This window comes from Methylobacterium iners (assembly GCF_022179305.1).
GTDB classification, from domain to species: domain Bacteria; phylum Pseudomonadota; class Alphaproteobacteria; order Rhizobiales; family Beijerinckiaceae; genus Methylobacterium; species Methylobacterium iners.
Window position 1 is genome coordinate 132,013 of sequence record NZ_BPQP01000049.1, and the last position, 23,592, is coordinate 155,604.

Annotated in this window: 24 protein-coding genes; 8 read left to right on the plus strand and 16 right to left on the minus strand. The window is 69.6% G+C overall.

Annotation, left to right across the window (positions count from 1 at the left end):
• Window positions 1-76: 76 nt before the first annotated feature.
• On the plus strand, window positions 77-976 hold the full coding sequence (locus tag MFF55_RS16270; RefSeq protein WP_238245143.1) for a metallophosphoesterase family protein: 900 nt from the start codon (window positions 77-79) through the stop codon (window positions 974-976).
• Window positions 977-991: 15 nt separating this feature from the next.
• On the opposite strand, the gene MFF55_RS16275 is transcribed toward MFF55_RS16270, so the two are convergent.
• The 4 genes from MFF55_RS16275 to argB all read right to left on the minus strand — a co-directional run bounded on the left by MFF55_RS16275 (window position 992) and on the right by argB (window position 3,513).
• Window positions 992-1,147, minus strand: a complete 156-nt coding sequence (locus MFF55_RS16275) for a hypothetical protein (protein ID WP_238245144.1) — start codon at window positions 1,145-1,147, stop codon at window positions 992-994.
• Window positions 1,148-1,362: 215 nt separating this feature from the next.
• Window positions 1,363-1,719 carry a metallopeptidase family protein gene (locus MFF55_RS16280; protein WP_238245175.1) on the minus strand — a complete coding sequence of 119 codons (357 nt, stop codon included), beginning with the start codon at window positions 1,717-1,719 and terminating at the stop codon, window positions 1,363-1,365.
• 53 nt (window positions 1,720-1,772) lie between these two features.
• Entirely contained in the window at window positions 1,773-2,507 is a 735-nt protein-coding gene (locus MFF55_RS16285) for a pyrimidine 5'-nucleotidase (protein WP_238245145.1), read from the minus strand.
• Window positions 2,508-2,616: 109 nt separating this feature from the next.
• Window positions 2,617-3,513: an acetylglutamate kinase gene (argB, locus tag MFF55_RS16290; RefSeq protein ID WP_238245146.1), complete on the minus strand. Its 897-nt coding sequence runs from the start codon at window positions 3,511-3,513 to the stop codon at window positions 2,617-2,619.
• A gap of 184 nt (window positions 3,514-3,697) precedes the next feature.
• Between argB and MFF55_RS16295 the strand changes: the two genes are divergently transcribed.
• Both MFF55_RS16295 and MFF55_RS16300 read left to right on the plus strand, forming a co-directional pair.
• Complete coding sequence (locus tag MFF55_RS16295) at window positions 3,698-3,907, plus strand: hypothetical protein (protein ID WP_238245147.1); 210 nt, start codon at window positions 3,698-3,700, stop codon at window positions 3,905-3,907.
• Window positions 3,908-4,100: 193 nt separating this feature from the next.
• A complete protein-coding gene (locus tag MFF55_RS16300; RefSeq protein WP_238245148.1) occupies window positions 4,101-4,376 on the plus strand; it encodes a hypothetical protein in 276 nt (91 codons plus the stop codon).
• Between the two features lie 13 nt (window positions 4,377-4,389).
• Here MFF55_RS16300 and MFF55_RS16305 read toward each other — a convergent pair whose 3' ends face one another.
• The 4 genes from MFF55_RS16305 to MFF55_RS16320 form a co-directional block, all read right to left on the minus strand.
• Window positions 4,390-5,136: a DUF937 domain-containing protein gene (locus tag MFF55_RS16305; protein WP_238245149.1), complete on the minus strand. Its 747-nt coding sequence runs from the start codon at window positions 5,134-5,136 to the stop codon at window positions 4,390-4,392.
• A gap of 109 nt (window positions 5,137-5,245) precedes the next feature.
• Window positions 5,246-6,673 carry an MATE family efflux transporter gene (locus tag MFF55_RS16310; protein WP_238245150.1) on the minus strand — a complete coding sequence of 476 codons (1,428 nt, stop codon included), beginning with the start codon at window positions 6,671-6,673 and terminating at the stop codon, window positions 5,246-5,248.
• Window positions 6,666-8,555, minus strand: a complete 1,890-nt coding sequence (locus MFF55_RS16315; RefSeq protein WP_238245151.1) for a monovalent cation:proton antiporter-2 (CPA2) family protein — start codon at window positions 8,553-8,555, stop codon at window positions 6,666-6,668. Before MFF55_RS16315 ends, MFF55_RS16310 begins: the two co-directional genes overlap by 8 nt.
• A 103-nt stretch (window positions 8,556-8,658) precedes the next feature.
• Window positions 8,659-8,991 (minus strand): DUF1127 domain-containing protein, encoded by a 333-nt coding sequence (locus tag MFF55_RS16320; RefSeq protein WP_238245152.1) that lies wholly within the window; start codon window positions 8,989-8,991, stop codon window positions 8,659-8,661.
• A gap of 112 nt (window positions 8,992-9,103) precedes the next feature.
• Between MFF55_RS16320 and MFF55_RS16325 the strand changes: the two genes are divergently transcribed.
• Window positions 9,104-10,549, plus strand: a complete 1,446-nt coding sequence (locus tag MFF55_RS16325; RefSeq protein WP_238245153.1) for an aminotransferase-like domain-containing protein — start codon at window positions 9,104-9,106, stop codon at window positions 10,547-10,549.
• A gap of 40 nt (window positions 10,550-10,589) precedes the next feature.
• Entirely contained in the window at window positions 10,590-11,813 is a 1,224-nt protein-coding gene (locus tag MFF55_RS16330) for an acyl-CoA dehydrogenase family protein (RefSeq protein WP_238245154.1), read from the plus strand.
• Between the two features lie 13 nt (window positions 11,814-11,826).
• On the opposite strand, the gene MFF55_RS16335 is transcribed toward MFF55_RS16330, so the two are convergent.
• Entirely contained in the window at window positions 11,827-12,624 is a 798-nt protein-coding gene (locus tag MFF55_RS16335) for an MOSC domain-containing protein (protein ID WP_238245155.1), read from the minus strand.
• 200 nt (window positions 12,625-12,824) lie between these two features.
• Between MFF55_RS16335 and clpB the strand changes: the two genes are divergently transcribed.
• Window positions 12,825-15,449: an ATP-dependent chaperone ClpB gene (gene clpB, locus MFF55_RS16340; RefSeq protein WP_238245156.1), complete on the plus strand. Its 2,625-nt coding sequence runs from the start codon at window positions 12,825-12,827 to the stop codon at window positions 15,447-15,449.
• 47 nt (window positions 15,450-15,496) lie between these two features.
• Here the strand turns inward: clpB and MFF55_RS16345 are convergent, their stop codons facing one another.
• Entirely contained in the window at window positions 15,497-15,733 is a 237-nt protein-coding gene (locus MFF55_RS16345) for a hypothetical protein (protein ID WP_238245157.1), read from the minus strand.
• A 263-nt stretch (window positions 15,734-15,996) separates the two neighbouring features.
• The gene (locus tag MFF55_RS16350) at window positions 15,997-16,335 is read right to left on the minus strand and encodes a hypothetical protein (protein ID WP_238245158.1); all 339 of its coding nucleotides are present in this window, start codon (window positions 16,333-16,335) and stop codon (window positions 15,997-15,999) included.
• Between the two features lie 169 nt (window positions 16,336-16,504).
• Here MFF55_RS16350 and MFF55_RS16355 point away from each other — a divergent pair, with 169 nt between their 5' ends.
• Window positions 16,505-17,965, plus strand: a complete 1,461-nt coding sequence (locus MFF55_RS16355; protein WP_238245159.1) for a short-chain fatty acid transporter — start codon at window positions 16,505-16,507, stop codon at window positions 17,963-17,965.
• A gap of 244 nt (window positions 17,966-18,209) precedes the next feature.
• Complete coding sequence (locus MFF55_RS27295; RefSeq protein ID WP_238245160.1) at window positions 18,210-19,718, plus strand: SMI1/KNR4 family protein; 1,509 nt, start codon at window positions 18,210-18,212, stop codon at window positions 19,716-19,718.
• Here the strand turns inward: MFF55_RS27295 and MFF55_RS16365 are convergent.
• From MFF55_RS16365 to rpmH, 5 genes are all read right to left on the minus strand, one after another.
• Complete coding sequence (locus MFF55_RS16365) at window positions 19,663-20,034, minus strand: DUF423 domain-containing protein (RefSeq protein ID WP_238245161.1); 372 nt, start codon at window positions 20,032-20,034, stop codon at window positions 19,663-19,665. The genes MFF55_RS27295 and MFF55_RS16365 overlap by 56 nt on opposite strands.
• Window positions 20,031-20,681 (minus strand): ribosome biogenesis GTP-binding protein YihA/YsxC, encoded by a 651-nt coding sequence (gene yihA / locus MFF55_RS16370; RefSeq protein ID WP_238245162.1) that lies wholly within the window; start codon window positions 20,679-20,681, stop codon window positions 20,031-20,033. Before yihA ends, MFF55_RS16365 begins: the two co-directional genes overlap by 4 nt.
• A gap of 10 nt (window positions 20,682-20,691) precedes the next feature.
• A complete protein-coding gene (gene yidC / locus MFF55_RS16375; RefSeq protein WP_238245163.1) occupies window positions 20,692-22,539 on the minus strand; it encodes a membrane protein insertase YidC in 1,848 nt (615 codons plus the stop codon).
• Window positions 22,532-23,035, minus strand: coding sequence for a ribonuclease P protein component (rnpA, locus tag MFF55_RS16380; protein ID WP_238245164.1), 504 nt, complete (start codon window positions 23,033-23,035; stop codon window positions 22,532-22,534). Before rnpA ends, yidC begins: the two co-directional genes overlap by 8 nt.
• 80 nt (window positions 23,036-23,115) lie before the next feature.
• A complete protein-coding gene (gene rpmH, locus MFF55_RS16385) occupies window positions 23,116-23,250 on the minus strand; it encodes a 50S ribosomal protein L34 (RefSeq protein ID WP_055947927.1) in 135 nt (44 codons plus the stop codon).
• Between the last annotated feature and the right edge of the window lie 342 nt (window positions 23,251-23,592).

Here is a 23,592-nt window from a genome sequence, read left to right on the forward strand (position 1 = left end):
ATGTCCCTCCGGCCTCGCTTGACGCGCGGTCGGCGAGCCGCGATGGCGTCTGGCTGCCGCTCCGAACCGGGAATCGATGTTCCGTCTCGCCCACCTGTCCGACCCGCATGTGGGGCCGCTGCCGCGGCCGCGCCTGCGGCAGCTCCTGAGCAAGCGGGCGACCGGCTACGTGAACTGGCGGCGGGGCCGCAAGCACGGCCACGACATGGACGTGCTCGCCGCCATCGTCGCCGACCTCCATGCCCAGGGTCTCGACCACGTCGCCTGCACGGGCGACGTCTGCAATATCGGCCTTCCGAGCGAGTGGGCGACCGCGCGGATCTTCCTTGAAGCCCTCGGCAATCCGGAGATCGTAAGCTTCGTCCCCGGCAACCACGACGCCTACGTGCGCGGCTCCCTCGAGGGCCTGCTCGGGGCCTGCGGCGCCTGGACCACCGGCGACGACGCGGCCGCGGGCCAATTTCCCTATCTCAGGCGGCGCGGCGACGTCGCGATCATCGGCCTGTCCTCGGCGATCCCGACGAAGCCCTTCGTGGCGACGGGCCGGCTCGGGGAGACGCAGATCGCGCTCGCCGAGGCGATGCTTGGCGCGCTCGCGCGCGAAGCGGAGCCGCCCTGCCGGATCGTCATGATCCACCACCCGCCGGATCCCGGTGGGGCCAGCGCGGGGCGCGAGCTGAAGGATGCGGCCGCCTTCACGGCGATGATCGCGAGGGCCGGTGCGGAGCTGATCCTGCACGGGCACAACCACGTCCGCAGCGTGCGCTTCGTAGCGGGCGCCGGCGGCCGGGCGGTGCCGGTGGTCGGCGCCGCCTCGGCCTCGACGGGGCCGGGACGGCGCGACCGCCGGGCGAGCTACCACCTCTTCACGATCGCGCGGACGGAAGGGCGTTTTGTCATCGCCGCGGAGGAGCGGGGTTTGACCGACGAGGGCACGATCGGTCCGCTCGGCCTGCTCGGGCTCCAACAGGCTTGAGCGCGTCGTCCGGCGTCAGACCTGCGCCGGCAGAATCCGCAACTGCCCAGCGATGCTGGCCTCGTAGCGTTCCGCCTGCAGGCGGGTCAGGCCGCTGATCAGGGCGATCGGTCCGCGATAGACCGTGTAGGTGCCGTCGTGTGTCGGCTTGACGCGAATCAGCTCGGACATGGGGAACTCCCTGCCTTTGAAGTGACCATCGACGCTGAAGACAATACGGCGATGTTAATCGGCCGTTCATCGAGCGCAAGTGGCCCCATCCGTTCTGGACAAGACTTTCGATGGCGCGGCGCACAACAGGCGAGATCACGGCCGCGTGAGTTAAGTGGAAAGTTGAGCCCGGCCCGCGCCTTGCTGCAATTGCAGCGCGGCAGGGCGCCCGCGGCTCAAGATTCCGCCGCGGCCTCGATGGCAGCCATATCGTCGTCCGAGAGCCCGAAATGGTGGCCGATCTCGTGGACGAGGACGTGGGTGACGAGGTGGCCGAGCGATTCGTCGTGCTCGGCCCAGTAATCGAGGAGCGGGCGCCGGTAGAGCCAGATCTGGTTCGGCATCTGCCCCGTGACGACCTCGCCCGCCTGCGCCAACCCAACGCCGCGGAACAGGCCGAGCAGGTCGAACTCTGTCTCGCAGCCCATCTCGGCCATAGTCTCGTCGTCGGGGAAATCCTCGACATGGATCGCGACGTCGGCGCAGAGTGCCCGGAATTCCTCCGGCAGTTCCGCGAAGGCCTCCCGCGCCATCGCCTCGAAGGCGTCGAGATCGGGCGCGCGCAGCCCGGCCCAGTCGGGCGGGTTCACCGGGGCGCCACCGCAGGCAGGACCCGCTGGCAGAGGAAGCCGGCGAGGTCGTTCGTGATGTGGTCGATATGGGGCTCCTTCACCGCCTCCTGCTCGAAGGCCTCGCGGAACGGGTCGAGGGTGCGGGGCACGACGAGGACGGTCGACATCCCGATCTCGTGGGGCACCACGAGGTTGCGGGCGATGTCCTCGAACAGGGCCGAGCGGTGCGGGTCGACGCCGTGGCGTTCGAGGAAGCGCTCGTAGGTCGAGCGCTCGGGTTTGGGCACGAACTGCGCGTCGGCGATGTCGAACACGTCCTCGAAATGGTCGAGGATGCCGAGCTTCCTCGCCACGTTCTCCGCGTGCCGGCGCGAGCCGTTGGTGAGGATGAGCTTGCGGCCGGGCAATTCCTTGATCGCGGCGCCCAGCGCCGCGTCGAGGGTGATGGTGGAGTGGTCGATGTCGTGGGCGAAGTCGAGGAAGTCGTGGGGGTCAATTCCCTCCTCTTGCATCAGCGCCTTCAGGGTCGTGCCGTAGCGGTGGTAGAAATACTTCTGCAGGGCACGGGCCGAGATCCCGTCGAGTCCGTAGAGCCGCATCACGTAGAGGGTGATGCGCTCGTCGACCTGCGGCCAGACGCGGGCGTCGCTCGGATAGAGCGTGTTGTCGAGGTCGAACACCCAGGTGTCGACCTGGCTGAAGCCGCGGGCGTCGGAGGTGGTGAAGTGGCTCTCGCCGGGAAGGAGCACGGTGTCCGGGGTCGTTGCAGGGACATGATCGTCAGCCCCTTCAGATGGGGGCCGGCAAGCTTGAGAACAGGTTTGCGGTTTTCGGATGGCTCCCCAGGCGCCGCGCCTCTCAGGCTCGCCGGATCAGCGTGCCCGCGCCGTAATCGGTGAAGAGCTCCAGAAGCACCGCGTGGCCGACCTTGCCGTCGAGGATGACCACCGCCTCGACGCCCTGCTCGATGGCGTAGATGCAGGTCTCAATCTTGGGGATCATGCCGCCCGTAATGGTGCCGTCGGCCACCAGCCTCCGGCAATCCTCGACGGAGAGTTCCTGGATGAGCTTGCCCTCCTTGTCGAGGACGCCCGGCACGTCGGTGAGCAGCAGCAGGCGCTTGGCCCGGAGTGAGCCCGCGATGGCGCCGGCGAAGGTGTCGGCATTGACGTTGTAGGTCTGACCGTCGGCCCCGAAGGCGACGGGCGCCAGCACCGGGATCAGCTCGGCCTTCAGCACCGCGTCGAGGACGCCGCGCTCGACATGCTCGGGCTCGCCTACGAGGCCGAGATCGACCACCGCCTCGGTCTGGCTCTCCGGGTCCATCACGGTGCGCAAGGCCCGCTTGGCGCGGACCATGTTGCCGTCCTTGCCGCACAGACCGATGGCGCGGCCGCCCTCGGCCGAGATCCAGCCGACGATCTGCTTGTTGATCGAGCCGGCCAAGACCATCTCGACCACCTCGACGGTGGCCTCGTCGGTGACGCGCAGGCCGCCCTTGAACTCCGATTCGATGCCGAGCCGGCCGAGCATCCGCCCGATCTGCGGGCCGCCGCCATGCACCACCACGGGCTTTAGGCCGGATTGCTCCAGGAGCACGATGTCCTCGGCGAAATCCTCGGCCGCGGCGCGATCGCCCATGGCGTGGCCGCCGTACTTGATCACCACGATCTCTTGATCGTAGCGCTGCATGTGCGGCAGGGCCTGGACCAGGATCTCGGCGCGCACATGCACGTTCGGCAGGGGATCTTTCATCGGCGGGCAGGTCCTGGCGAGAGGTGACGCGAAGGGCGATGGCGCGCGGCTTCTAGCGCAGCCGGGCCGGGCTGCGAAGCGGCCGGCCGTAAAGATGGGGCGATCGGCGCCGGCGGCGACCGCTTGAGCCTTCGTTAACCATCCTGCGCGATCCTAACCTGTGTTACGACGGATCATCGCTGCCATGCTGAACGCCGACCCGCTTCTGCCCCGCCCCACCCTGACGAATCCGAGCCTGCTCGCCACGGCCCTCGATCGGCTGAGCAGCGGGACCGACTCCGTGACGGAGGTCTGGCGGGTTCTCACCGAGAACTACACCGTCGACCTCGACGCCGTCGCGATGCTGCTGCCGCGCCAGGAGCCCGAGCCGCTCTGGCTCGCCGCCCGCGACTGAGCCGTCACCGCCTGCACGCCGAGCAGGCGGGCCATGCCACCTCACGAACCATCACCGCAAGAAACGATCCTGGCACACGCCATGCTTGGTACGGAACGATAACGGGGGACACCAAGGCAACAATCACGCGGCCGCTCGGACGCCAGAGCCACTCCGCGGACCTTTCTCGCCCATTCGCAAACGGGGGTCCGTCATGTCCGAATTTCTGTCCGTTGCCCTGGTCTGCGCCGGCACGCTGCTGGCCCGGGACTGCTCCCGCACCACCGCCCTCGACGTCATCGTCGCCCCGGTCCGCACGCCCCTGCAGTGCATGATGCAGGCCCAAGCGACGACCGCCTCCGCGGGCCTGCTGGAGGGCGATTCCCGCTACCTCAAGGTCACCTGCGAGCGCCGTCACCACGACTTCCGAATGCTCCGGCGGGCTGGCTACGCCGCGGCCGTCGTGCTGGTGCCGCGCGACGCCATCTGAGGCGCTGACACGTCTACCGGGCGGAATCGCCATTCCGTTGCGAGGACGGCTCGGTCCAGAAGGCGTCGAACAGGCGCTGCATCGCCTTGGCGTTCTCCTGCTGCGCGTCGAGACCCGACTGGACGAGCTGCTGGAACAGCTCGAAGGGCGCACCCTCCTTGCCCCCCGCCGGCTCGGCCCCGCGGGACGGGCCCGGGCGCGTGGGAGGCTTGGCGAGGCTCTGGCTCCGCGAGCGGCCCGCAACCTCCGACTGCTTCGGAGCGCCGCCCGCGGCCAGGAAGGCGTCGACCATCTCGGTCCAGTAGGCGGCCGGCGGGAACCCGTAGAGCGCCGGCGACGGGCTCGGGGCCTGCGGCGGGGGCGGCGACTGGTTGATCATGACGTGGACGATGCCGGCCACGACCATCCCGGCGAGGACGGGCAGCATCTGCTTCAGCACCGGGGTGGCGACGCCGCTCGCCGCGGCCGCCTGCTGGATCACGGCCTGGCTCAGGTGCGGCGAGCCGAAGAGCTGCTGGACGAGGAAGTCCGCCTGGGGTGAGGCCAGGCCGGGCCGGGCCGCATTCGGGCCGACCATGCCGAAGAGCTGAGCGAAGCCCGTCGGGTCCGTCACCGCATTCCGCTGCAGGCCGAGGGTGAAGGCGGGCAGAAGCGCCTCCATCGCCCTGCGGCTCTGCTCGGGCGAGAGCCCGAATTGCTGACTCAAACCCTGGACACCGTTGCCGCCCTGGGCCTGCAGGATGTCGAACAGGGTGAACATGACGGCGGGCCTCACGGAATGCGATGCCGGGACGGTACACCAAACGCACGCGCCGTCCGAATTTCCTGCGGTTCGACCGGGACTTGCCCTTCGAGGTCGGAGCCGCGGCTCAGACGAGGGCGCCGGTGCGCTCCGGTGCGGCCGCCACGGCAGGATCCGAGGGCGGATCGGCCGGCACGGCCCGGCGCTCCAGGGTCCCGACCGTGCGGAAGGCAAGGACGACCGCCGCGAGCCCGAACAGGATGGAGCCGATCCCGACACCCGCGATCACGCCCTCGGGGCCGTACCAGGCCGCACCCAGCAGGGCCGGGGGCATCGTGCCCAGCGTGGCCCGCCCCCAGTTCAGCGCCGTCGACAGGAAGGGAAAGCCGAGATTGTTGAAGGAGGCGTTCGACAGGAACAGGAGCCCGTTGAAGAACCAGACCGCGCCGCTGACGAGGCAGAAGAAGCGAAACAGGTCGGCGGCGAAGCCCTGGAGCTCGAACAGGCTCACGAGCGGATCGCGGGCCAGGATCAGCCCGAGCCAGACCACGATGACGTAGAGGGCGGTGACGAGGGTTCCGTCGCGCAGGACGCCGCGCATGCGATCGAAGCGGCCGGCGCCCCAGTTCTGCCCGAGGATCGGCCCGACCGCCCCCGACATCGCGAAGAGGCCGCCGAAGGCGACGGGCACCAAGCGGTCGATGACGGCATTGGCGGCAACCGCCGGCGCCCCGAACTTCGCGAAGGCGTGCGCCATGAAGGCGCTCGCCACCGGGGGGGCGAGGTTGGCGAGCACCGCCGGCAGCGCGATCCGGAACGTGGCGGGCGCGTCGGCGACGACGTCCCCGAGGCGCGGCCGGGCGAGGAGGCCGTGCCGGCTCATGCCCCACCAGCCGATCAGGGTGAAGACCAGCCGCGCGATGCAGGTGGCGATGGCGGCCCCGTCGACGCCGAGCCCGAAGCCGAAGATGAGAAGCGGGTCGATGACCGCCGTGACCAGGGCCCCGCCCAGAGTGACGTACATGGCGTGCCGCGCAGCCCCGACCGCGCGCAGCAGACCGGAATAGGTCATGCCGAGGCTCATGAGCAGGTTGGAGGGCAGCGTGATCCAGAGGAAGCGCTCCGCCACGGGCAGGGTCTCGGCGTCGGCGCCGATCCAGGTGAGCAGGGGCGTGAGCAGCGGCAGCAGCGCGAGGACGAGGACGCCCGACACGATCACCCCGTGCACGGCGGTCGAGGCCGCGAGCCGCCGCGCGCCGGCGCCGTCGCCCGCGCCGACGGCCCGCGAGACCAGGGCGCCGGCCGCGATCATCATGCCGACATTGATGGAAATGCCGACGAACTGGATGATCGTGGCGAAGCCGACCGCTGCGGTCAGGCGCGGATCGCCGAGCTTGGAGACGTAGAGAAGCGAGAGGAGGTCGACGACGAAGATCGCCATCAGCCCCACCGAGCCGGTCCCGGTCATCACGAGGACGTGGCGCAGGATCGAGCCGGTGACGAAGCGGGCGGGCTCCTCGGGCGCCGGCGGCAGCGCCGGCGCGAGGTCAGCCATCGACGCGTCCGTCCTGGGTCTCCAGGGTGCGGGTCGCCGCCTCGCGCCGCTCGGTCCCAATGATGTCGCGGGTCTCGGCATTGAGGGCGCGGGAGGGGCGCTTGGGCGCGGTCAGCGGCTCAGGCTTGATCTCGGGCGCGCCGCGCATCCAGCCGCTGCCGTCGGGCAGGGCGCCCGCCTGCTGCAGGACGAGGCGGGCGACGTCGCGCTTGCGCACGTCGGCGAGCGTCGCGGCCGCGGCCTCCGGGGCGACGCCGAGACCCTCCAGCGTCGCGCGCCCGAAGGCGAGGGCGGATTCCACCGTCTCGCGCAGCTGGTAATCGACGTCGCGGTTCATGAGCGCGATCGAATGCGTGCGGTCGTAGGAGCGGACATAGGTACGCACGCTCGCGAACTCCTCGTGCACGATGTCGACGATCTTGAGCGCCGCCTCGGCGTCATCCACGCAGATGCAGAGAAGTTCCGCCCGACCGATCCCGGCGGCGCGCAGCACATCGAGGCGGGTCCCGTCGCCGTAGAAGATGCGGAAACCGAAGCGGGAGGCGCTACGGATCTGGTCGACGTCCTTGTCGATCACGGTGACGCTCACCCCCTCGGCGAGCAGGACCTGGGTCAGGATCTGGCCGAAGCGCCCGAAGCCGATGACGAGGACGCGGGCCTCGGCGTTCTCGATGGTGTCGGGCGCGGGCTCCGGCTCGGCCGGGCGGCGGGCGAGCACGCCGTCAAGCGCCTTGGCGGCGATGGGGCCGACCAGCATGGTGAGCGCCGCGAGCGCCACGGCGAAGCGGGTCGAGGCGCCGTCGATGATGCCGAGGCCGCTGGCGAGGGGAAGCAGCACGAAGGCAAACTCGCCTGCCGGCGCCAGGATCGCCGCCCCGCGCACCGCATCGAGCCAGGGTGAGCCGAACAGCCGGAACAGGCCCGCGACCAAGGCCACCTTGATCAGGATCGCCGCCGCCGTCGCCCCGAACAGCGAAGGCCAGGCAGCCTTCAGGAGGTTGCCGTCGATCGACATGCCCACCGACATGAAGAACAGGCCGAGCAGCATACCGCGGAACGGCTCGATGTCAGCCTCGAGCTGGTGGCGGAAGTTCGATTCCGCGAGCAGCACCCCGGCGAGGAAGGCGCCCATCGCCATCGAGAGGCCGACCTTCTCCATGAGGAGCGCGGTGCCGAGCACCACGAGGAGGGCGGCGGCCGTCATCACCTCGCGGGCGCCGCTCGCGGCGAGCAGGCCGAAGAAGGGGTTGAGGCCGTAGCGGCCGACGAGAACCACCGCGACGATGGCCGCTCCCACGGTTCCGGTGGAGCGCAGGGCATCGCCGAGCCAGCCGGCATTGCCGCCGCCCCCGGCCGAGGCGAGGAGCGGCATCAGCGCCAGGATCGCGACCACCGAGATGTCCTGGAACAACAGCACCGCGAAGGAACGTCCGCCGTACGGCGTCCCCAGGTCGCCGCGCTCCTCAAGGAGCTGCAGGGCGACCGCCGTGGCCGAGAGGGCGAGCGTGATGCCGATGACGATCGAGGCCGACGGCGACAGGCCCATCCAGGCGCCGACGCTCCCCAGCGCCAGCGAGCAGACGACCAGCTGCGCCGTCCCCAGGCCGAAGATGTCCCGGCGCATGGAGACGAGCCGCGAGATCTGCAATTCGAGCCCGACGATGAAGAGGAGCAGGACGACCCCGAGTTCCGCCACGCTTGCCGCGGTTTCCGGTTCGGCGATCAGCGAGAAGCCGAAGGGACCGATGATCACGCCGGCGACGAGGTAGCCGAGCACCGCGCTCTGGCCGAGCGCGCGGAAGACCGGCACGCCGATTACCGCCGCCGACAGGAAGGTCAGGACCGGCGGCAGGAAGCTCGCGTGGGTGGAGGCGCCAGCCATCGTAGACCCGGATTGGAGGAGGCCTCCCGGCCCGGGATGTCCCGGCCGGAGGCCCGCATCCTTTAACCCAGGCCGCAGCCCTCCGTCACGCCTCGCCACATGGTCAGAGGCCCATGTGGCGGAACCGGATCGCTCCGTTGTGCCGCAGCACACGCGGCGTCAGCCCGCGAGAACCCCGGCGCTCCCCGCGTCGCGCGATCAGGAAGAGGGAGGGGTCGCCGTTCTCAGGCAGGCAGGCATCCTCCACGTCCTGTGGAACGAGGCCGATATCCCGCAGGTCGCGCTCCGACATCGCGGCGAGCTGGTGAAGGACGCGCCGGTTCATCGCCTGGCGCGAGAGCCCGTCGGCCACCGCACCGACGAGGCGGGCCAGGTAGCGGACCGCCCTGTCGAGGAGGGACCGGGGCGCCGTCGGCGTGCAGGTCGTAGTGTTCATGTCTCGCTCCTTCCGCTTCGTCGCCGCGAAGGAATGGCGCGCGCGGGGCTGGCCGCGACAGGCACAATCCAGTACGATTTCGCGGAATTGTCCGGACAATCTGGCCGTACAGATGAAAGCCTCGTCCCGAGCCGAGCCCAGCCGCGTCGGCCGCGTCACCGCCGCGATCGCCGAGCGGATCGCCGGCCGTCACCTGGCGCCGGGCACCCGGCTGCCCTCGGTTCGGGCCTTCGCCGAGGCCATGGGCGTGTCGAAATCGACGGTGGTCGAGGCCTACGACCGGCTCGGCGCCGAGGGGCTGATCGTGGCGCGCCGCGGCTCGGGCTTCTACGTCGCCGGAAAGACGAGGCCGCTGTGCCTGAAGACCGTGGGGCCGCAGCTCGACCGGGAAGTCGATCCGCTCTGGATCGCGCGGCAATCGCTCCAGTCGGGTCCGGGCCTGCTCAAGCCCGGCTCGGGCTGGCTGCCGTCGGCCTGGATGCCGATGGAGGCGATCCGCCGGGGCCTGCGCCAAGCCGCGCGAACGCAGGACCGCGGCCTCGTCTGCTACGATCAGCCCCTCGGCTTCCCGCCCCTGCGCGCCCAGATCGCCCGCCGGCTGGGCGAGCGGGGCGTCGAGGCGGATGCCGACCAGATCCTGCTCGTCGATTCGGCGACGCAGGCACTCGACCTGATCTGCCGGTTCCTTATCGAGCCCGGCGACACCGTAGTGGTGGACGATCCCTGCTACTCGAACTTGCACGCCCTCTTGCGGGCGCACCGGGTCACGGTCGTCGGCGTGCCCTACACGCCCTCGGGACCGGACCTGGCAGGGCTGGAGGCGATGCTCGCCCAGCATCGCCCGCGCTTCTACCTGACGAACTCCGCCCTCCAGAATCCCACCGGCGCGACCCTGGCACCGGCCGTGGCGCACAAGGTGCTGCGGCTGGCGGAGGCCCACGGCACCCTGATCATCGAGGACGACATCTTCGGCGATCTCGAGCCCGACCCGGCGCCGCGGCTCGCCGGTTTCGACGGGCTGGAGCGGGTGATCCAGATCGGCAGCTTTTCCAAGATCCTCTCGGCCTCGATCCGCTGCGGCTTCATCGCGCTGAGGCCGGACTGGGTCGAGGCGCTCATCGACCTCAAGCTCGCCACCGCGCTGAGCAGCGGCCACTTCTCGGCGGTGCTGATGCACGGGCTCATCACCGACGGCACCTACCGCCACCATGTCGGCGAGGTGCGCGAAAAGCTCGCCCGCGACATGGGCCGGACCCTGCGCCGCCTCGAGGCCTGCGGCCTCACGCCCTGGACGCAGCCGCGCGGCGGCCTGTTCCTGTGGGCGCGCCTGCCCGACGGGCTCGATTCCGCCGAGATCGCCCGGCGGGCACTCGCCAACGACGTGGTCCTGGGGCCGGGCGGCGCCTACAGCCTCTCGCCGATGGGACAGCGCTTCCTCCGCTTCAACGTCGCCCATTGCGGCGACCCGCGGATCTTCGCCGTGCTTCAGGAGGCGATGGCTGCCTCGCGCCGCTCTCCACGCCACGGAGCGGAACCAGTGGCCTACGGCGACGCTTGAGCATCGCGCACCGTTGCGGCTGCGCGATCGAGGACGTCCCATGCCCAAGCGCGAGCCTCAGGAGCCGATCCCGCCGAGTCTGCTCCCGCCCTGGCGCAGCGACGCCCGCGTCGCGCTCCAGGAGCAGGCCCGCGCCTTCGCCCGCGACGTGGTGATGCCGATCGCCGACGAGCTCGACCCGCAGAAGGCCGAGATGCCCCGCTCGCTCATCGACGGAATGGCGGCGAAGGGCTGGTTCGGCATCACCATCCCCGAGGCGCATGGCGGCCTCGGGCTCGGCGTGTTCGAGTACTGCCTCGTATCGGAAGAACTCGCCCGTGCCTGGCTCTCGGTGGGCAGCATCCTCGCCCGCGGCCAGGGGCTCGGCACCCAGACCCTGGACGACGAGCGCCGCCGCACCCTGCTGCGCAAATCCGCGCGCGGCGAGTGGATCGGCGCCATCGCGCTCTCCGAGCCGACGGCCGGCTCGGATCTCGCCGGCGTCGAGACCCGCGCGGTGCGCGAGGGCGACGAATGGGTGCTCACCGGCACCAAGCGCTGGGCCGGCTTCGCACTCGCCGCCGACTTCGTCGAGGTCCTGGCCCGCACCCGCGAACCGCGCGAGGGCGAGCCGCGCTCGGCCGGGTTGGAGCCCTTCCTGGTGGTCAAGCAGCCCGGCACCTTCCCTGCGGGCATGACGGGCCACGCCATCGACAAGATCGGCTATCACGGCTTCCTCACCTGGCAGCTCGAACTCGATGGCGTGCGCGTGCCCGAGGGCGACCGCCTCACCGGCCTCTACGGCGACGAGGGCGCCGACGCGGATTCCGGGGGCTTCGCCTCCGTGCAGCGCGGCCTTAACATCGCCCGCGTCCACACCGCCGCCCGCGCCGTCGGCGTCGCCCGCGCGGCCCTGGAGGACACCCAGACCTATCTCCAGGAGCGCGAGCAGTTCGGCCACCCCATCGCCGAGTTCCAGGCCCTGCGCTTCGCGCTGGCCGACATGGCCGCCGAGGTGGCCCAGGCCCGCGCCTATTGGTGCCAGGTCGCGCATCTCCTCGACGCGGGCGAGCCGGCCGAGAGCGAGTCGGCGCAGGTGAAGCTCGTCGCCACCGAGATGGCCGTGCGCGTCACCAACCAGGCGATGCAGCTCCACGGCGGCAACGGCTACACGACCGAGCGCCGGGTCGAGCGCTACTGGCGCGATGCCCGGCTGACGACGATCTTCGAGGGAACGAGCGAGATCCAACGGCGGATCGTCAGCGACCGGCTGCTGGGGCGGTGAGGAGGCCTGCTCGTCAGGCGCGCGGCGCCCCGTCGGCCTCGATCTCCAGGCCTTCCCCGACGGAGAGCCGTCCCCCGGCCAGCACCTCGGCATAGACCCCGCAATCGGTGTGGCCGAGATGGTGGTCGAGGGTGCGTGGAATCGCGAGGTCGCGCTGGCCCGTCATCGGGTCGACGTTGGTGGCCGCGCAGCGTTCCGTGCGCTTGAGGACGCGCAGGCGCAGGCCGTCGGCGGTCTTGAGGACCCGGCCGACGAGGTCGAGCTCGGCCCAGGGCGCGAGGCCCGTGACATAGAGGTTGGCCCGGAAGCGCAGCGGGTCGACCGGGGCGCCGACCCAATCCTCGATCGCGGCGACGCTCGCGAGATTGATCAGCGAGACGTAGCCGCGGGCCGAATCCGTGAACCGGAATCCCTCCGGCGAGCGCAGCAGGCGCGGCGCGCCCCGGAGCGAGTCCGGCAGGTAGCCACGCAGGAAATCCTCGATCGCCCGCCGTCCTTCCTCAGTGGCAAGGTGCGCTTGTGCCGCGACGCGGCCCTCGTGCCGGATGGTCAGGACGTCCCGCGCCGGATCGTAGCGGGCGTCGAGCCGGGCGAGCGCCTCGTCGCGCATCAGCATGAGGAACTTGATCTTGGGCTGGTGGCGCGGGGCCGTCGGATCGAAGCCCGACGGGCCGTTCTCGATCGCGAACAGGCGGTCGCCCGGAAAGTAGGCCCCAGGCTCCAGCCTGGCCTCGCTGAGCGGCTCGGGGCTCAGCCCCTTCACGGGGTAGCGGTACAGTGCGTCGAGGCGGAGGTCGGGCGTGCGAGTCATGCGGTGAGCGTGACCGTGATCCGCACCGCGATGCAAGTCCCGGCCTCCGCCCTTGTGGTGCTCAATTGCAACACCACATCGGGGCAAGCGGCGGCCGATGCGGCGCCGCCATCCTCAGCGGAAGGGTCCGGAGGATGTCATCGCGTCGATCGGCCGTGCCACCGAGCGGGCGGTTGGGATCGAGCGGGGAGGGAAGACACATGAATTTCGAGATCTATACCGAACGCGCCCGCGGTTTCGTCCAGGCCGCCCAGAGCCTCGCGCTCCGCGAGGGCCATCCGCAATTGCAGCCGGGTCACCTGCTCAAGGTGCTCCTCGACGATCCCGAGGGCCTCTGCGCCGGTCTGATCGACCGCGCCGGCGGCCAGTCGCGGGTCGCGCTGGCTCAGGTCGAGGCGTGGCTTTCCAAGCAGCCGAAGGTCTCGGGCAACGCGAGCCAGCCGCAGGCGACGCGCGAGCTCGTGCGCCTGTTCGACACCGCCGAGAAGGCCGCCCAGAAGGCGGGCGATTCCTACGTCACCGTCGAGCGGCTGCTGCTGGCGCTCGCCGTCGAGAAGGACAGCGAGGCCGGCCGGGCGCTCACCGCCGCCGGCGTCACCCCGGCCTCTCTCAACGGCGCCATCAACGCGCTCCGCAAAGGCCGCACCGCCGACAACGCCTCGGCCGAGAACGCCTACGACGCGCTCAAGAAATACGCCCGCGACCTCACGGAAGCGGCGCGAGAGGGCAAGCTCGACCCGGTGATCGGCCGCGACGAGGAGATTCGGCGCACGATCCAGGTCCTGTCCCGGCGCACCAAGAACAATCCCGTCCTCATCGGCGAGCCCGGCGTCGGCAAGACCGCCATCGTCGAGGGCTTGGCGCTGCGCATCGTCAACGGCGACGTGCCGGAAAGCCTGAAGGAGAAGAGCCTGCTGGCGCTGGACATGGGCTCGCTCATCGCCGGCGCGAAGTATCGCGGCGAGTTCGAGGAGCGGCTGAAAGGCGTGCTCTCCGAGGTGACGTCGGCCGAGGGCCAGATCATCCTGTTCATCGACGAGATGCACACGCTCGTCGGCGCGGGCAAGGCGGATGGCGCCATGGACGCCTCGAACCTGCTCAAGCCCGCGCTCGCCCGCGGCGAGCTGCACTGCGTCGGCGCGACCACCCTCGACGAGTACCGCAAGCACGTCGAGAAGGACGCGGCGCTGGCCCGCCGCTTCCAGCCCGTCTTCGTCTCCGAGCCGACCGTCGCCGACACGGTCTCGATCCTGCGCGGGATCAAGGAGAAGTACGAGCAGCACCACGGCGTGCGCATCCAGGACGCGGCGTTGGTCGCGGCCGCGACCCTGTCGAACCGCTACATCACCGACCGCTTCCTGCCCGACAAGGCCATCGACCTGGTCGACGAGGCCGGCTCGCGCCTGCGCATGCAGGTCGACTCGAAGCCGGAGGAGCTCGACAACATCGACCGCGAGATCGTGCGCCTGAAGATCGAGGGCGAGGCGCTGAAGAAGGAGACGGATTCCGCCTCCCGCGATCGGCTGCAGCGGCTCGAGAAGGAGCTCGGCGATCTCGAGGAGCAATCCGCCGCCATCACCGCCCGCTGGAAGGCCGAGAAGGACAAGCTCGGCGCAGCCGCGGAGCTGAAGAAGCGGCTCGACGAGGCGCGCACCGAGCTCGCCAACGCCCAGCGCCAGGGCCAGTACCAGCGCGCGGGCGAGCTCGCCTACGGGGTCATCCCAGGCCTGGAGCGGCAGCTCGCCGAGACCGAGGCGGGCGCCGAGGGCGGCCGCGACGGCATGATGGAGGAGGCGGTGACGCCGGCTCACATCGCCGGCGTCGTCTCGCGCTGGACCGGCGTGCCCGTCGACAAGATGCTGGAGGGCGAGCGCGAGAAGCTGCTGGCGATGGAGATGGCGCTCGCAAAGCGCGTCGTCGGCCAGCGCGAGGCGGTGGAGGCGGTCTCGACCGCGGTGCGCCGGGCGCGGGCCGGGCTGCAGGACCCGAACCGGCCGATCGGCTCGTTCATGTTCCTCGGCCCGACCGGCGTCGGCAAGACCGAGCTGACCAAGGCGCTCGCCGGCTTCCTGTTCGACGACGACACCGCGCTCGTGCGCATCGACATGTCGGAATACATGGAGAAGCACTCGGTCGCCCGGCTGATCGGCGCGCCTCCGGGCTATGTCGGCTACGAGGAGGGCGGGGCGCTGACCGAGGCCGTCCGGCGCCGGCCCTATCAGGTCGTGCTGTTCGACGAGGTCGAGAAGGCGCATCCGGACGTGTTCAACGTCCTCCTGCAGGTGCTCGACGACGGGCGTTTGACGGACGGGCAGGGCCGAACGGTCGACTTCCGCAACACGCTCCTGATTATGACCTCCAATCTCGGGGCGGAGTACCTGGTCACCCAATCGGAGGGCCAGGACACCGACCTCGTGCGCGACGAGGTCATGGGCGTGGTGCGGGGCCACTTCCGGCCCGAGTTCCTGAACCGGATCGACGAGATCATCCTGTTCCACCGGCTCAAGCGCTCGGAGATGGGGGCAATCGTCGACATCCAGCTCGAGCGGCTTCGGCAGCTCCTGGAGGAGCGCAAGATCCAGATCGCGGTCGAGCCGGAGGCGCGCGACTGGCTCGCCGACAAGGGCTACGACCCGGCCTACGGGGCCCGGCCCCTGAAGCGGGTCATCCAGAAGACCGTGCAGGACCCGCTCGCCGAGCAGATCCTGTCCGGGCTGGTCCATGACGGCGAGACGGTGCCGGTGCGCCTGGGGCCGCTCGGCCTCGTCGTCGGCGACAAGGGCGTCGCCGTCGAGCGCCGGCCGGCGGACGCGACGCTGAACTGAGCGGATGGCGCGGAGCCCTCATCGGGGAGGGCGCCGCGCCCGGAGCCTCAGGCCGGCGCGTTCGGGTGTTGCCGGAAATGCTTGGGGAACCCGACGCGAGCCTCGTCGCCCGATATCACGTGGGCCTCCCGTTCGTTCTCGATCCACCACGCCTCGCACAGATCGCAGCGGCGGAGCTGGGCATGGGCCTCAAGGCTCACGGCGAGCGGGAGAGGCGTGGTGGGGCTGCCCGCGAGGATCCCCGCCCGGCATGCCTCACAACCCTGATCGTACCACTCTGCCATCCTGGGCCATCCCGGGCCTCGCCGATCGGAAAGCTCTCGTTAACCATACTGCCGTAGCGAGGGCTCACAGGCTGCTGGTTACCGTCTCAACACCGGGGCAGCGTGCGACACAGGCGATCCGAGCCCCCCTCGGATCGCCTTCTTTGTTCTGGGTGCCGTTCCGTCAGTTCCGACCCGCCACGGGATTCCGGCGTGCACCTCCGCCAAGACCGTGATCTCGGGCCGTGCGAGGACAAATCGCGCTGGCCAGGATGGTTCACACCTCAGCGCCGGAAGCCGAAGGCGAGCGTCTGGACCTGCTGGTCGAGGGACGCGATCGTGACGGCGGTCGACTGGCCGACGCAGCGGGCGTAGCTGTTGCTGGTCAACATCCCTGTCGCCCATTCGCGGCAGGAGTACAGCGACGGCATAACAAGAAGCGCCAGACCGACGGCGATAACGATCGCGAACTGGAGGAGCAGTCGGCGCAGCCATCCTCCCGGGCTCGGCACGGCCACACTTGGCTCATCGGCCCGTTGGGCGGGCGCGTCGGTCAGGTCGCGAACGGCGAGCCCGCGCTGGCGCCGGACCGCCAGCATGTCCTCGACGCTATGATCCTTCACCGCTACCGACATCGGACGTGCCCCCGGATTCTCACCCCTTCCGGTTAAAGCCAAGCCGCTAAGGAAGGCTGAAGCATCGAGCCGGGCGCGGCTTGAGCCCGGCGGCATCTGCACCAGATGGCACGCCACCGGCGGTTTTCCCAACGCACCGGCTTTCGAAGGGCGGTCGATGCCGACATCCTCCCGAGATCCGTCTCTGCAGGCTTCGCGCCCCGATGCGCCGGCCGAGGGCGCGCTCGCCCGGGCCGGCATCCGCTTCACGGCCTGGGCGGAGCGCTGGTTTCCCGATGCCTTCATCTTCGTCGCGATCGCGGTGGTGATCGTGGCGCTCGGCGCGCTGGCGAACGGTGCGCCGGCGAGCGCCGTCGCCAAGAGCTTCGGCGACGGGTTCTGGAGCCTGATCCCCTTCACCATGCAGATGGCCTTCGTCACGATCGGGGGCTACGTCGTGGCCACGGCCCCGCCCGTGCAGGCCCTGATCGACAGGCTCGCGACGGTGCCGAAAACCGGCCGCGGGGCCGTCGGCCTCGTCGCGGCGGCCACCATGCTGTCCTCGTTCCTGAGCTGGGGCTTGAGCCTGATCTTCGGCGGCCTGCTCGCGCGGGCCCTCGCCCGTCGCGAGGACCTGCGGATGGATTACCGGGCGGCAGGCGCCGCCGCCTATCTCGGCCTCGGCGCCACCTGGGCCATGGGCCTGTCCTCGTCGGCCGCCCAGCTGCAGGCCAACCCAAAAAGTCTGCCGCCGAGCCTCCTGCCGATCACCGGGGTGATCCCGTTCAGCGAGACCATCTTCCTGTGGCAGTCGATGTTCGTGGCCCTGGTGCTGTTCGTGATCTCGGTGGTGATCGCGGTGGCCTCGGCCCCGAGGCCGGCGACGGCGGTGACGGCCCAGGACATGGGCCTCGACGTCTCGCGGGCGGAGGAGGATCTTCCACCCCCTGCTCAGCCCGGCGAATGGCTGGAGCACTGGCCGGTCCTGACGATCCTGCTCGTCGTGCTGGCCGGCGGCTGGATCGTCCAGGAATTCGCGCGCCAGTCCTGGATGACCGCGATCTCCAACCTCAACACCTACAACTTGCTGTTCCTCACCCTCGGCCTGCTGCTGCACTGGCGTCCCAAGCGCTTCCTCAACGCGGTGGCCAAATCCGTGCCCGCCACCGCGGGCGTGCTGATCCAGTTCCCGCTCTATGCGTCCATCAGCGCAATGCTCACGGGGGCGAACAACGCCGCCGGCACCTCGGTCTCGGACCTGATCACCCACGCCTTCGTCAGCCTGAACACGACGGGCAGCTTCCCGATCACGATGGGCCTGTACTCGGCGGTGCTCGGCTTCTTCGTGCCCTCGGGCGGGGGCAAGTGGCTCCTGGAGGCCCCCTACGTCATGCAGGCGGCCAACGAGCTGAAGGTCCATCTCGGCTGGGCGGTGATGGTCTACAACGCGGCCGAGGCGCTGCCGAACCTGATCAACCCGTTCTGGATGCTGCCGCTGCTCGGCATCCTCGGCCTCAAGGCCCGCGACATCGTCGGCTTCAGCTTCCTGCAGATGCTGATCCACCTGCCCGTGGTGCTGTTCCTGCTCTGGGCGCTCGCCTTCACGCTGACCTATCACCCGCCGGTGGTGCCGGGGTGAGGCAGGCCGCGGGAAAGCCGCAAGGGAAGAGCAAACGGCAAGGTCCGAGCAAACAGTCCTTCTTGGGCTCGGTCGTTCAGCACCGCAGGGAAGGGAGGGCGGCGAGCAGAGATCCCGCCATCAGCGGTTCCCGCAGCCCGCTGCCTGGGTGCCGTTCATGCTCCCGGCGCCGACCGTCGCGCTGGCGCATCACCGGCCGGTGCCGTAAGCGGGCGGTGCAGGGCCACGGCGAAAGCGGCGAGCCATGACGGAGATCGAGGCCGCCGTCGCGGCCATCCCCTACGAGGACGCGTACGGCACGCCCGAGCGGTACACGGACGATGCGATCACGGCCTGCGAGCAGCAGGTGGGCAGGCCGCTGCCCCCGATGCTCCGCTGGTATCTCACGAATGTCGGCTGGCGTAAGCTCGCCTACGATCACCGCTCCATCCTCGTACCGGACGCTGCCTATCTCTGCTTGTTGGCCTTCGAGGGCGCCGACCACCAGGTTTTTGCGCAACATCATTATGAGGAGTATCTCACGCGCAACGAGGGCGGCCTCCTGCCTCACGACAAGGCCGCCTATCTGCCGTTCGGCATGCTCACGGGCGGGCGCGGCAGAACCGCTTCGCTGCGCCTGCTGATCAGCCTGAACGACGACGATCACGGCTCGATCTGGGCCGTCAAGCCGTTCGCCTTCTTCGGAAACTGGTCCCCGTCGCAACCCTTGAGGCTCGCCGACGATTTCGCCGCGTTCCTCCGTCAGATCGGTCCTGCCGACAGGCTCGGCCCGGTCGCCGACGCCAACAACGAGGCGCTGTTCGAGCGGCTCGTCGACCGCTACCTCGCCTCGAGAACCGTCGAGCCGACATCCGCACCGACCGCCGAGGCGCTCATGCGGACGTTCTTCGAGCGCTACGCGGACATGATCTTCGACGGCGCCCGGAACGTGGAGTTCCAGCACCGCGCCTATGGCCACCCTTACGAGGACGAGCGCGCCTTCGCGATCGATGCCAATCGGTTCGGCATCGAACTGCGAGCGACGTCAGCGTGGATGCCGGGTCCGCTGCAGCGCCGGGACATCCGGATCGGGCAGCCCGAGCTGTTCGACCGGATCTACGCCTACAGGACCGGCGAACATCGCCTTCGAATCGTGACGATCGACAGCGTGGTCGGCGACGGTCATCGCCTGAGGGAGGAGTTCCTCCTGCACCACGATCCGGACGCGGCGTCCTGGACGATGCTTCGCCGCTTGGAGGCGACGATCGACGACGTGCGCGTGAAGGGGGTTGGGACCTTCACCTTCGACGCGACCGAGCAGTGGCGGCTCAAGAAGAAGATCAGACCGGCCTGGAGCGAGCTGCCGGCAACCCTCCACGTCGCGGGTGACGAGGGCGCGCTCACGCGCGCCCGGATCGCGTTCGTCGAGGACATCCTGCGCCGGGAGGACTTCAAGCCGATCCTGGAGGCGCATGTCTTCGATCTCTACACGCGCGTCGCGTATCCCGAGTTCGAGGCGATGCCGGAAGAAGGACGACTGGCGCGATGCCTTTCCGCTCCTGAACGCCACGAAGGACATCTGGCGGCTCTTAGGCAAGCGGTGCGCGATCTCCGTCGAGAGCGACCAGGCCTTTCACCTTCAGGCCGATTGTACCTGGGACACCGAGCATGGGCTGACGGTCCGGGTCCGGGACTGGCGGATCGAGCCGTGAGGCGTTTCAGCGCCGCACGGGCAGGCAGGCCACGACGGCGACCGCGAGCCAGGCAGCGATGAGAACGATGCCGCCCGTCGGCGCCGCCATCGGGAAGAGCGGGGTTTCGGCGAGCACCCGCATCGCCAGATCACCCGAGAACAGCGTGAGCCCCAGCACCAGCGCAGCCGCCGCGACGCGGGTCGGACCGCCGCGGGTCAGGCCGGCGGCGGCAAAGCCTGTCAGAGTCAGGATCGCAGGCGCGTGGAACAGCAGGAACTGCGCGGCGGTCCTCAGCGTCTCGCCGCCGCTCGTATGGGCCGCTGCGGCGCTGCCCGCGACGCCGAGGAGGCCGGCGAGCGCGGCGAGAGCCGCGAGGGCGCGATCGGGCCCGCTCATGCGCCGCGCTCGGCGAGCAGGCGCGCGACGCTGGCGCGGAGTTCCGCCACGCCGCGATCGTCGCGGCTCGAGGTCAGCAGGATCTCCGGATAGGCCGCCGGGCGCTTGGCGAGCGCCGCCCGCGTCGCGGCGATGCGCGCGTCGACCTCGGATTTCTTGAGGGCGTCACCCTTGGTGAGCACCACCTGGTAGCTCACCGCCGCCTTGTCGAGCCCATCGAGCACGTCGGTGTCGATGCTCTTCAGCCCATGCCGGGAATCGATCAGCACGAAGACCCGGGCGAGGTTGGCGCGGCCTTTCAGGTAGGAATGGATCAGCGCCGTCCATGCCTCGACCTTGGCCTTCTCGACCGCCGCATAGCCGTAGCCCGGCATATCGACGAGGGTGAGCCGCCCCTTGATGTCGAAGAAGTTGAGCTGCTGCGTGCGCCCCGGCGTGTGCGAGGTCCGCGCCAGAGTGTTACGGCCGGTAAGCGCGTTGACAAGGCTCGACTTGCCGACGTTCGAGCGTCCGGCGAAGGCGATCTCGACGCCCTTCATCGGCGGCAGAACTCCGAGCGAGGGCGCCGCGGCCGTGAAATCCGCGGTGCCGGCGAAGAGCAGGCGGCCGGCCTCGATCAGGTCGGCATCGTCGGCAGCGACCGTCAACGGGCCGACCTCAGCTCTTGGCCGCCGCAGGCGCCTTCTTCTTGAACATGCCGGTGAGGTTGTCCCAGAGCTCCACCTTCACCCCGTTCTTGCGCATGATCCAGTATTGCTGGATCACCGAGAGGAGGTTGTTCCAGGCCCAGTAGATGACGAGCCCGGCCGGGAACGAGCCCAGCATGAAGGTGAACACGATCGGCATGAAGGTGAAGATCTGCGCCTGGACCGGGTCCGGCGGCGCGGGGTTCATCTTCATCTGGACGAACATCGTGATGCCCATGATGATGGGCCAGATTCCGAGCGGGATGAAGTCGGGCGCGGCGAAGGGCAGGAGGCCGAACAGGTTCAGCACGCTCGTCGGGTCCGGCGCGGCGAGGTCCTGGATCCAGCCGAAGAACGGCGCGTGCCGCATCTCGATGGTGATGAACAGGACCTTGTAAAGCGCGAAGAAGACTGGGATCTGGATCAGCACCGGCCAGCAGCCGGCGACCGGATTGATCTTCTCCTTCTTGTAGAGCTCCATCATCGCCTGCTGCTGCTTCACCTTGTCGTCGGCGTAGCGCTCGCGGATCGACATCATCTCCGGCTGCACGGCCTTCATCTTGGCCATGGACTGGTAGGACTTGTTGGCGATCGGCAGGAACAGCAGCTTGAGGAAGAACGTCACGACGAGGATCGAGACGCCGAAATTGCCGAACAGGTGGAAGAAGAAATCGAGCGCCCGGAACATCGGCCGCGTGATGAAGTGGAACCAGCCCCAATCGATCACGAGATCGAACTGCTTGATGCCGAGCTCCTTCTCGTAGGCGTTGATCGTGTTGACTTCCTTGGCGCCGGCGAAGAGCCGCTGCGTCGCGCTTGCGGAGGCACCGGGCTCGACAGCGACGCCGTCGCCGCGCACGCTGGCCTGGTAGACCTTGGTCTGGCCGTCCGTTCGCTCGGTGAAGGCACCGGTATAGGGGGTGTTCTGGTCGGGGATCGCAGTCGCCGCCCAGTACTTGTCGGTGATGCCGACGAAGCCGCCGGTGACGTTCGCCCAGGCCTTGCCCTTGGTCGCGGCGTTGCCGTAGGCCGGCTCCTTGGCAAGGTGGTCGTAGGTGTATTCCTGCAGGCCCTCGCCGCCGAGCACGCCGACCATGCCCTCGTGCAGCACGTAATAGCCCTGGACCGTGGGTTTGCCCCAGCGAGAGACCAGGCTGTAGGGGTAGAGGGTGACGGCCTTCGCGCCCTTATTCTCGACCTCGTCGCGGATCGTGAACATGAACTTCTCGTCGACGGCGAGGATGCGCTTGAAGACGAGGCCCGCGCCGTTGTCGAAGCTGAGCGTCAACGGCTTGCCCGCCGAGAGGACCTCGCCGTCGGCCGTCCACAGGGTCTCGCCGTTCGGGAGCGGTCCGGCGTTCTGACCGACCCAACCGAACTCGGCATAATAGGGGTTGGCGCTGCCGGTCGGCGAGAGCAGCACGATCTGCGGGCTCTTGTCGTCGACGGTCTCGTGGTAGTTCTTGAGCGAGACGTCGTCGACGCGGCCGCCCTTCAGGGCGATGGAGCCCGAGAGCGCGGGCGTGTCGATCCGGACGCGCGGCGAGCGGGCGAGCGCGGCCTCGCGCGTTTCGACGGTGACGGTGCCGCCCAGCGTGCCGGGCATCGGCGTGGTGGGGCCGCCCTCCTTCGGGCTCGGCGTCGGCACGGCATCCGCACTGGCACCCGGGCTCGTCGGCGTCTGCGTCGCGGCCTTGTTCTGGAGCGCGGCCTGCCGCTGCTGCTCCACGCGCGGGGCGGCGACGAAGTAGTTCCAACCGAGCAGGACCGCCAGCGACAAGGCGATCGCGACGATCATGTTCGTCTTGTCATTACCCATCGTGAGATCCGGCGCAGGCGTTCGCAGGTGAAGAGGACGGCCGGCTTGGCTCGGCCATGGGCTCGGTCGCAGGTGTTGACGGCGCGGACGATCCGCCAGAGGCCGCCTTCGCCGCACGGCCGCCCTTGGCATCGGGCGAGCGCGGCTTGGTGACGGTCCCGACGGCGCGGCGCAGGTCGTCGCAGAGCGCGTCGAACGGCGCGTGCAGGGCAGGCCGGCGGGCGATCAGGACGATGTCGGCGGGAAGGCTTGGCAAGTCGCCGCCTACCTGCGCCAGGGCACCGCGCAGGCGGCGACGGATGCGGTTGCGCTCCGTCGCATGCCCGACCCGCTTGGTAATGGTAAAGCCGAGATGCAGGCCGTCCACCGGCGCGTCGCGGAGCTCGCCTGCGTCCCGAAGGCGGCCCTGCGCCGTCATGCGCTCGGTGTGGAAGCGTCGCCCCGCCGCGGCGGCGAGGAAATCCGGGCGTCGCTTGAGCCGTCCGATCGTCGACAAGGCCGGTCCGATCCTTCGGCCTGTGGCAAAGGCCATGCCTGACGCGCCGCGCATCGCCGGCGGCGCGAACGACGGTGCTTTTACGCCGAGAGCTTCTTGCGGCCGTGGGCGCGCCGCGCCGCGATGACCTTGCGGCCGCCGGCGGTCGCCATGCGTGCGCGGAAGCCGTGGCGGCGTTTGCGCACGAGCTTGCTCGGCTGGTAGGTTCTCTTCATCGCGCGATCTCCGAAGGGCGAGGATCGATGCGGGTGGCCTCAAGGCCGCGCCGACATGTTCACTCATCCCAAAAATGTGTCTGCAAGCGCGACGGGCGCCCGAAAGGGGCGCCGGATCGCGATGGCGCGGCTTATGGCGGAAGGGGGGCGCCAAGTCAATTCCGAGCACCGGCTCCGCAGCGTCCAAACGCGGATGTTCGCCACGGGAACGATCCAACCACGTTTGTCATTCCGGGGCGCCGCAGGCGAGCCCGGAACCCAGAACCTCGCCGAGTGCCAGGCATGGCTGTGCCGGCGGCTCTGGGTCCCTGTGTGTGGGGAATGTGTCAGGCTGGAAGCGGG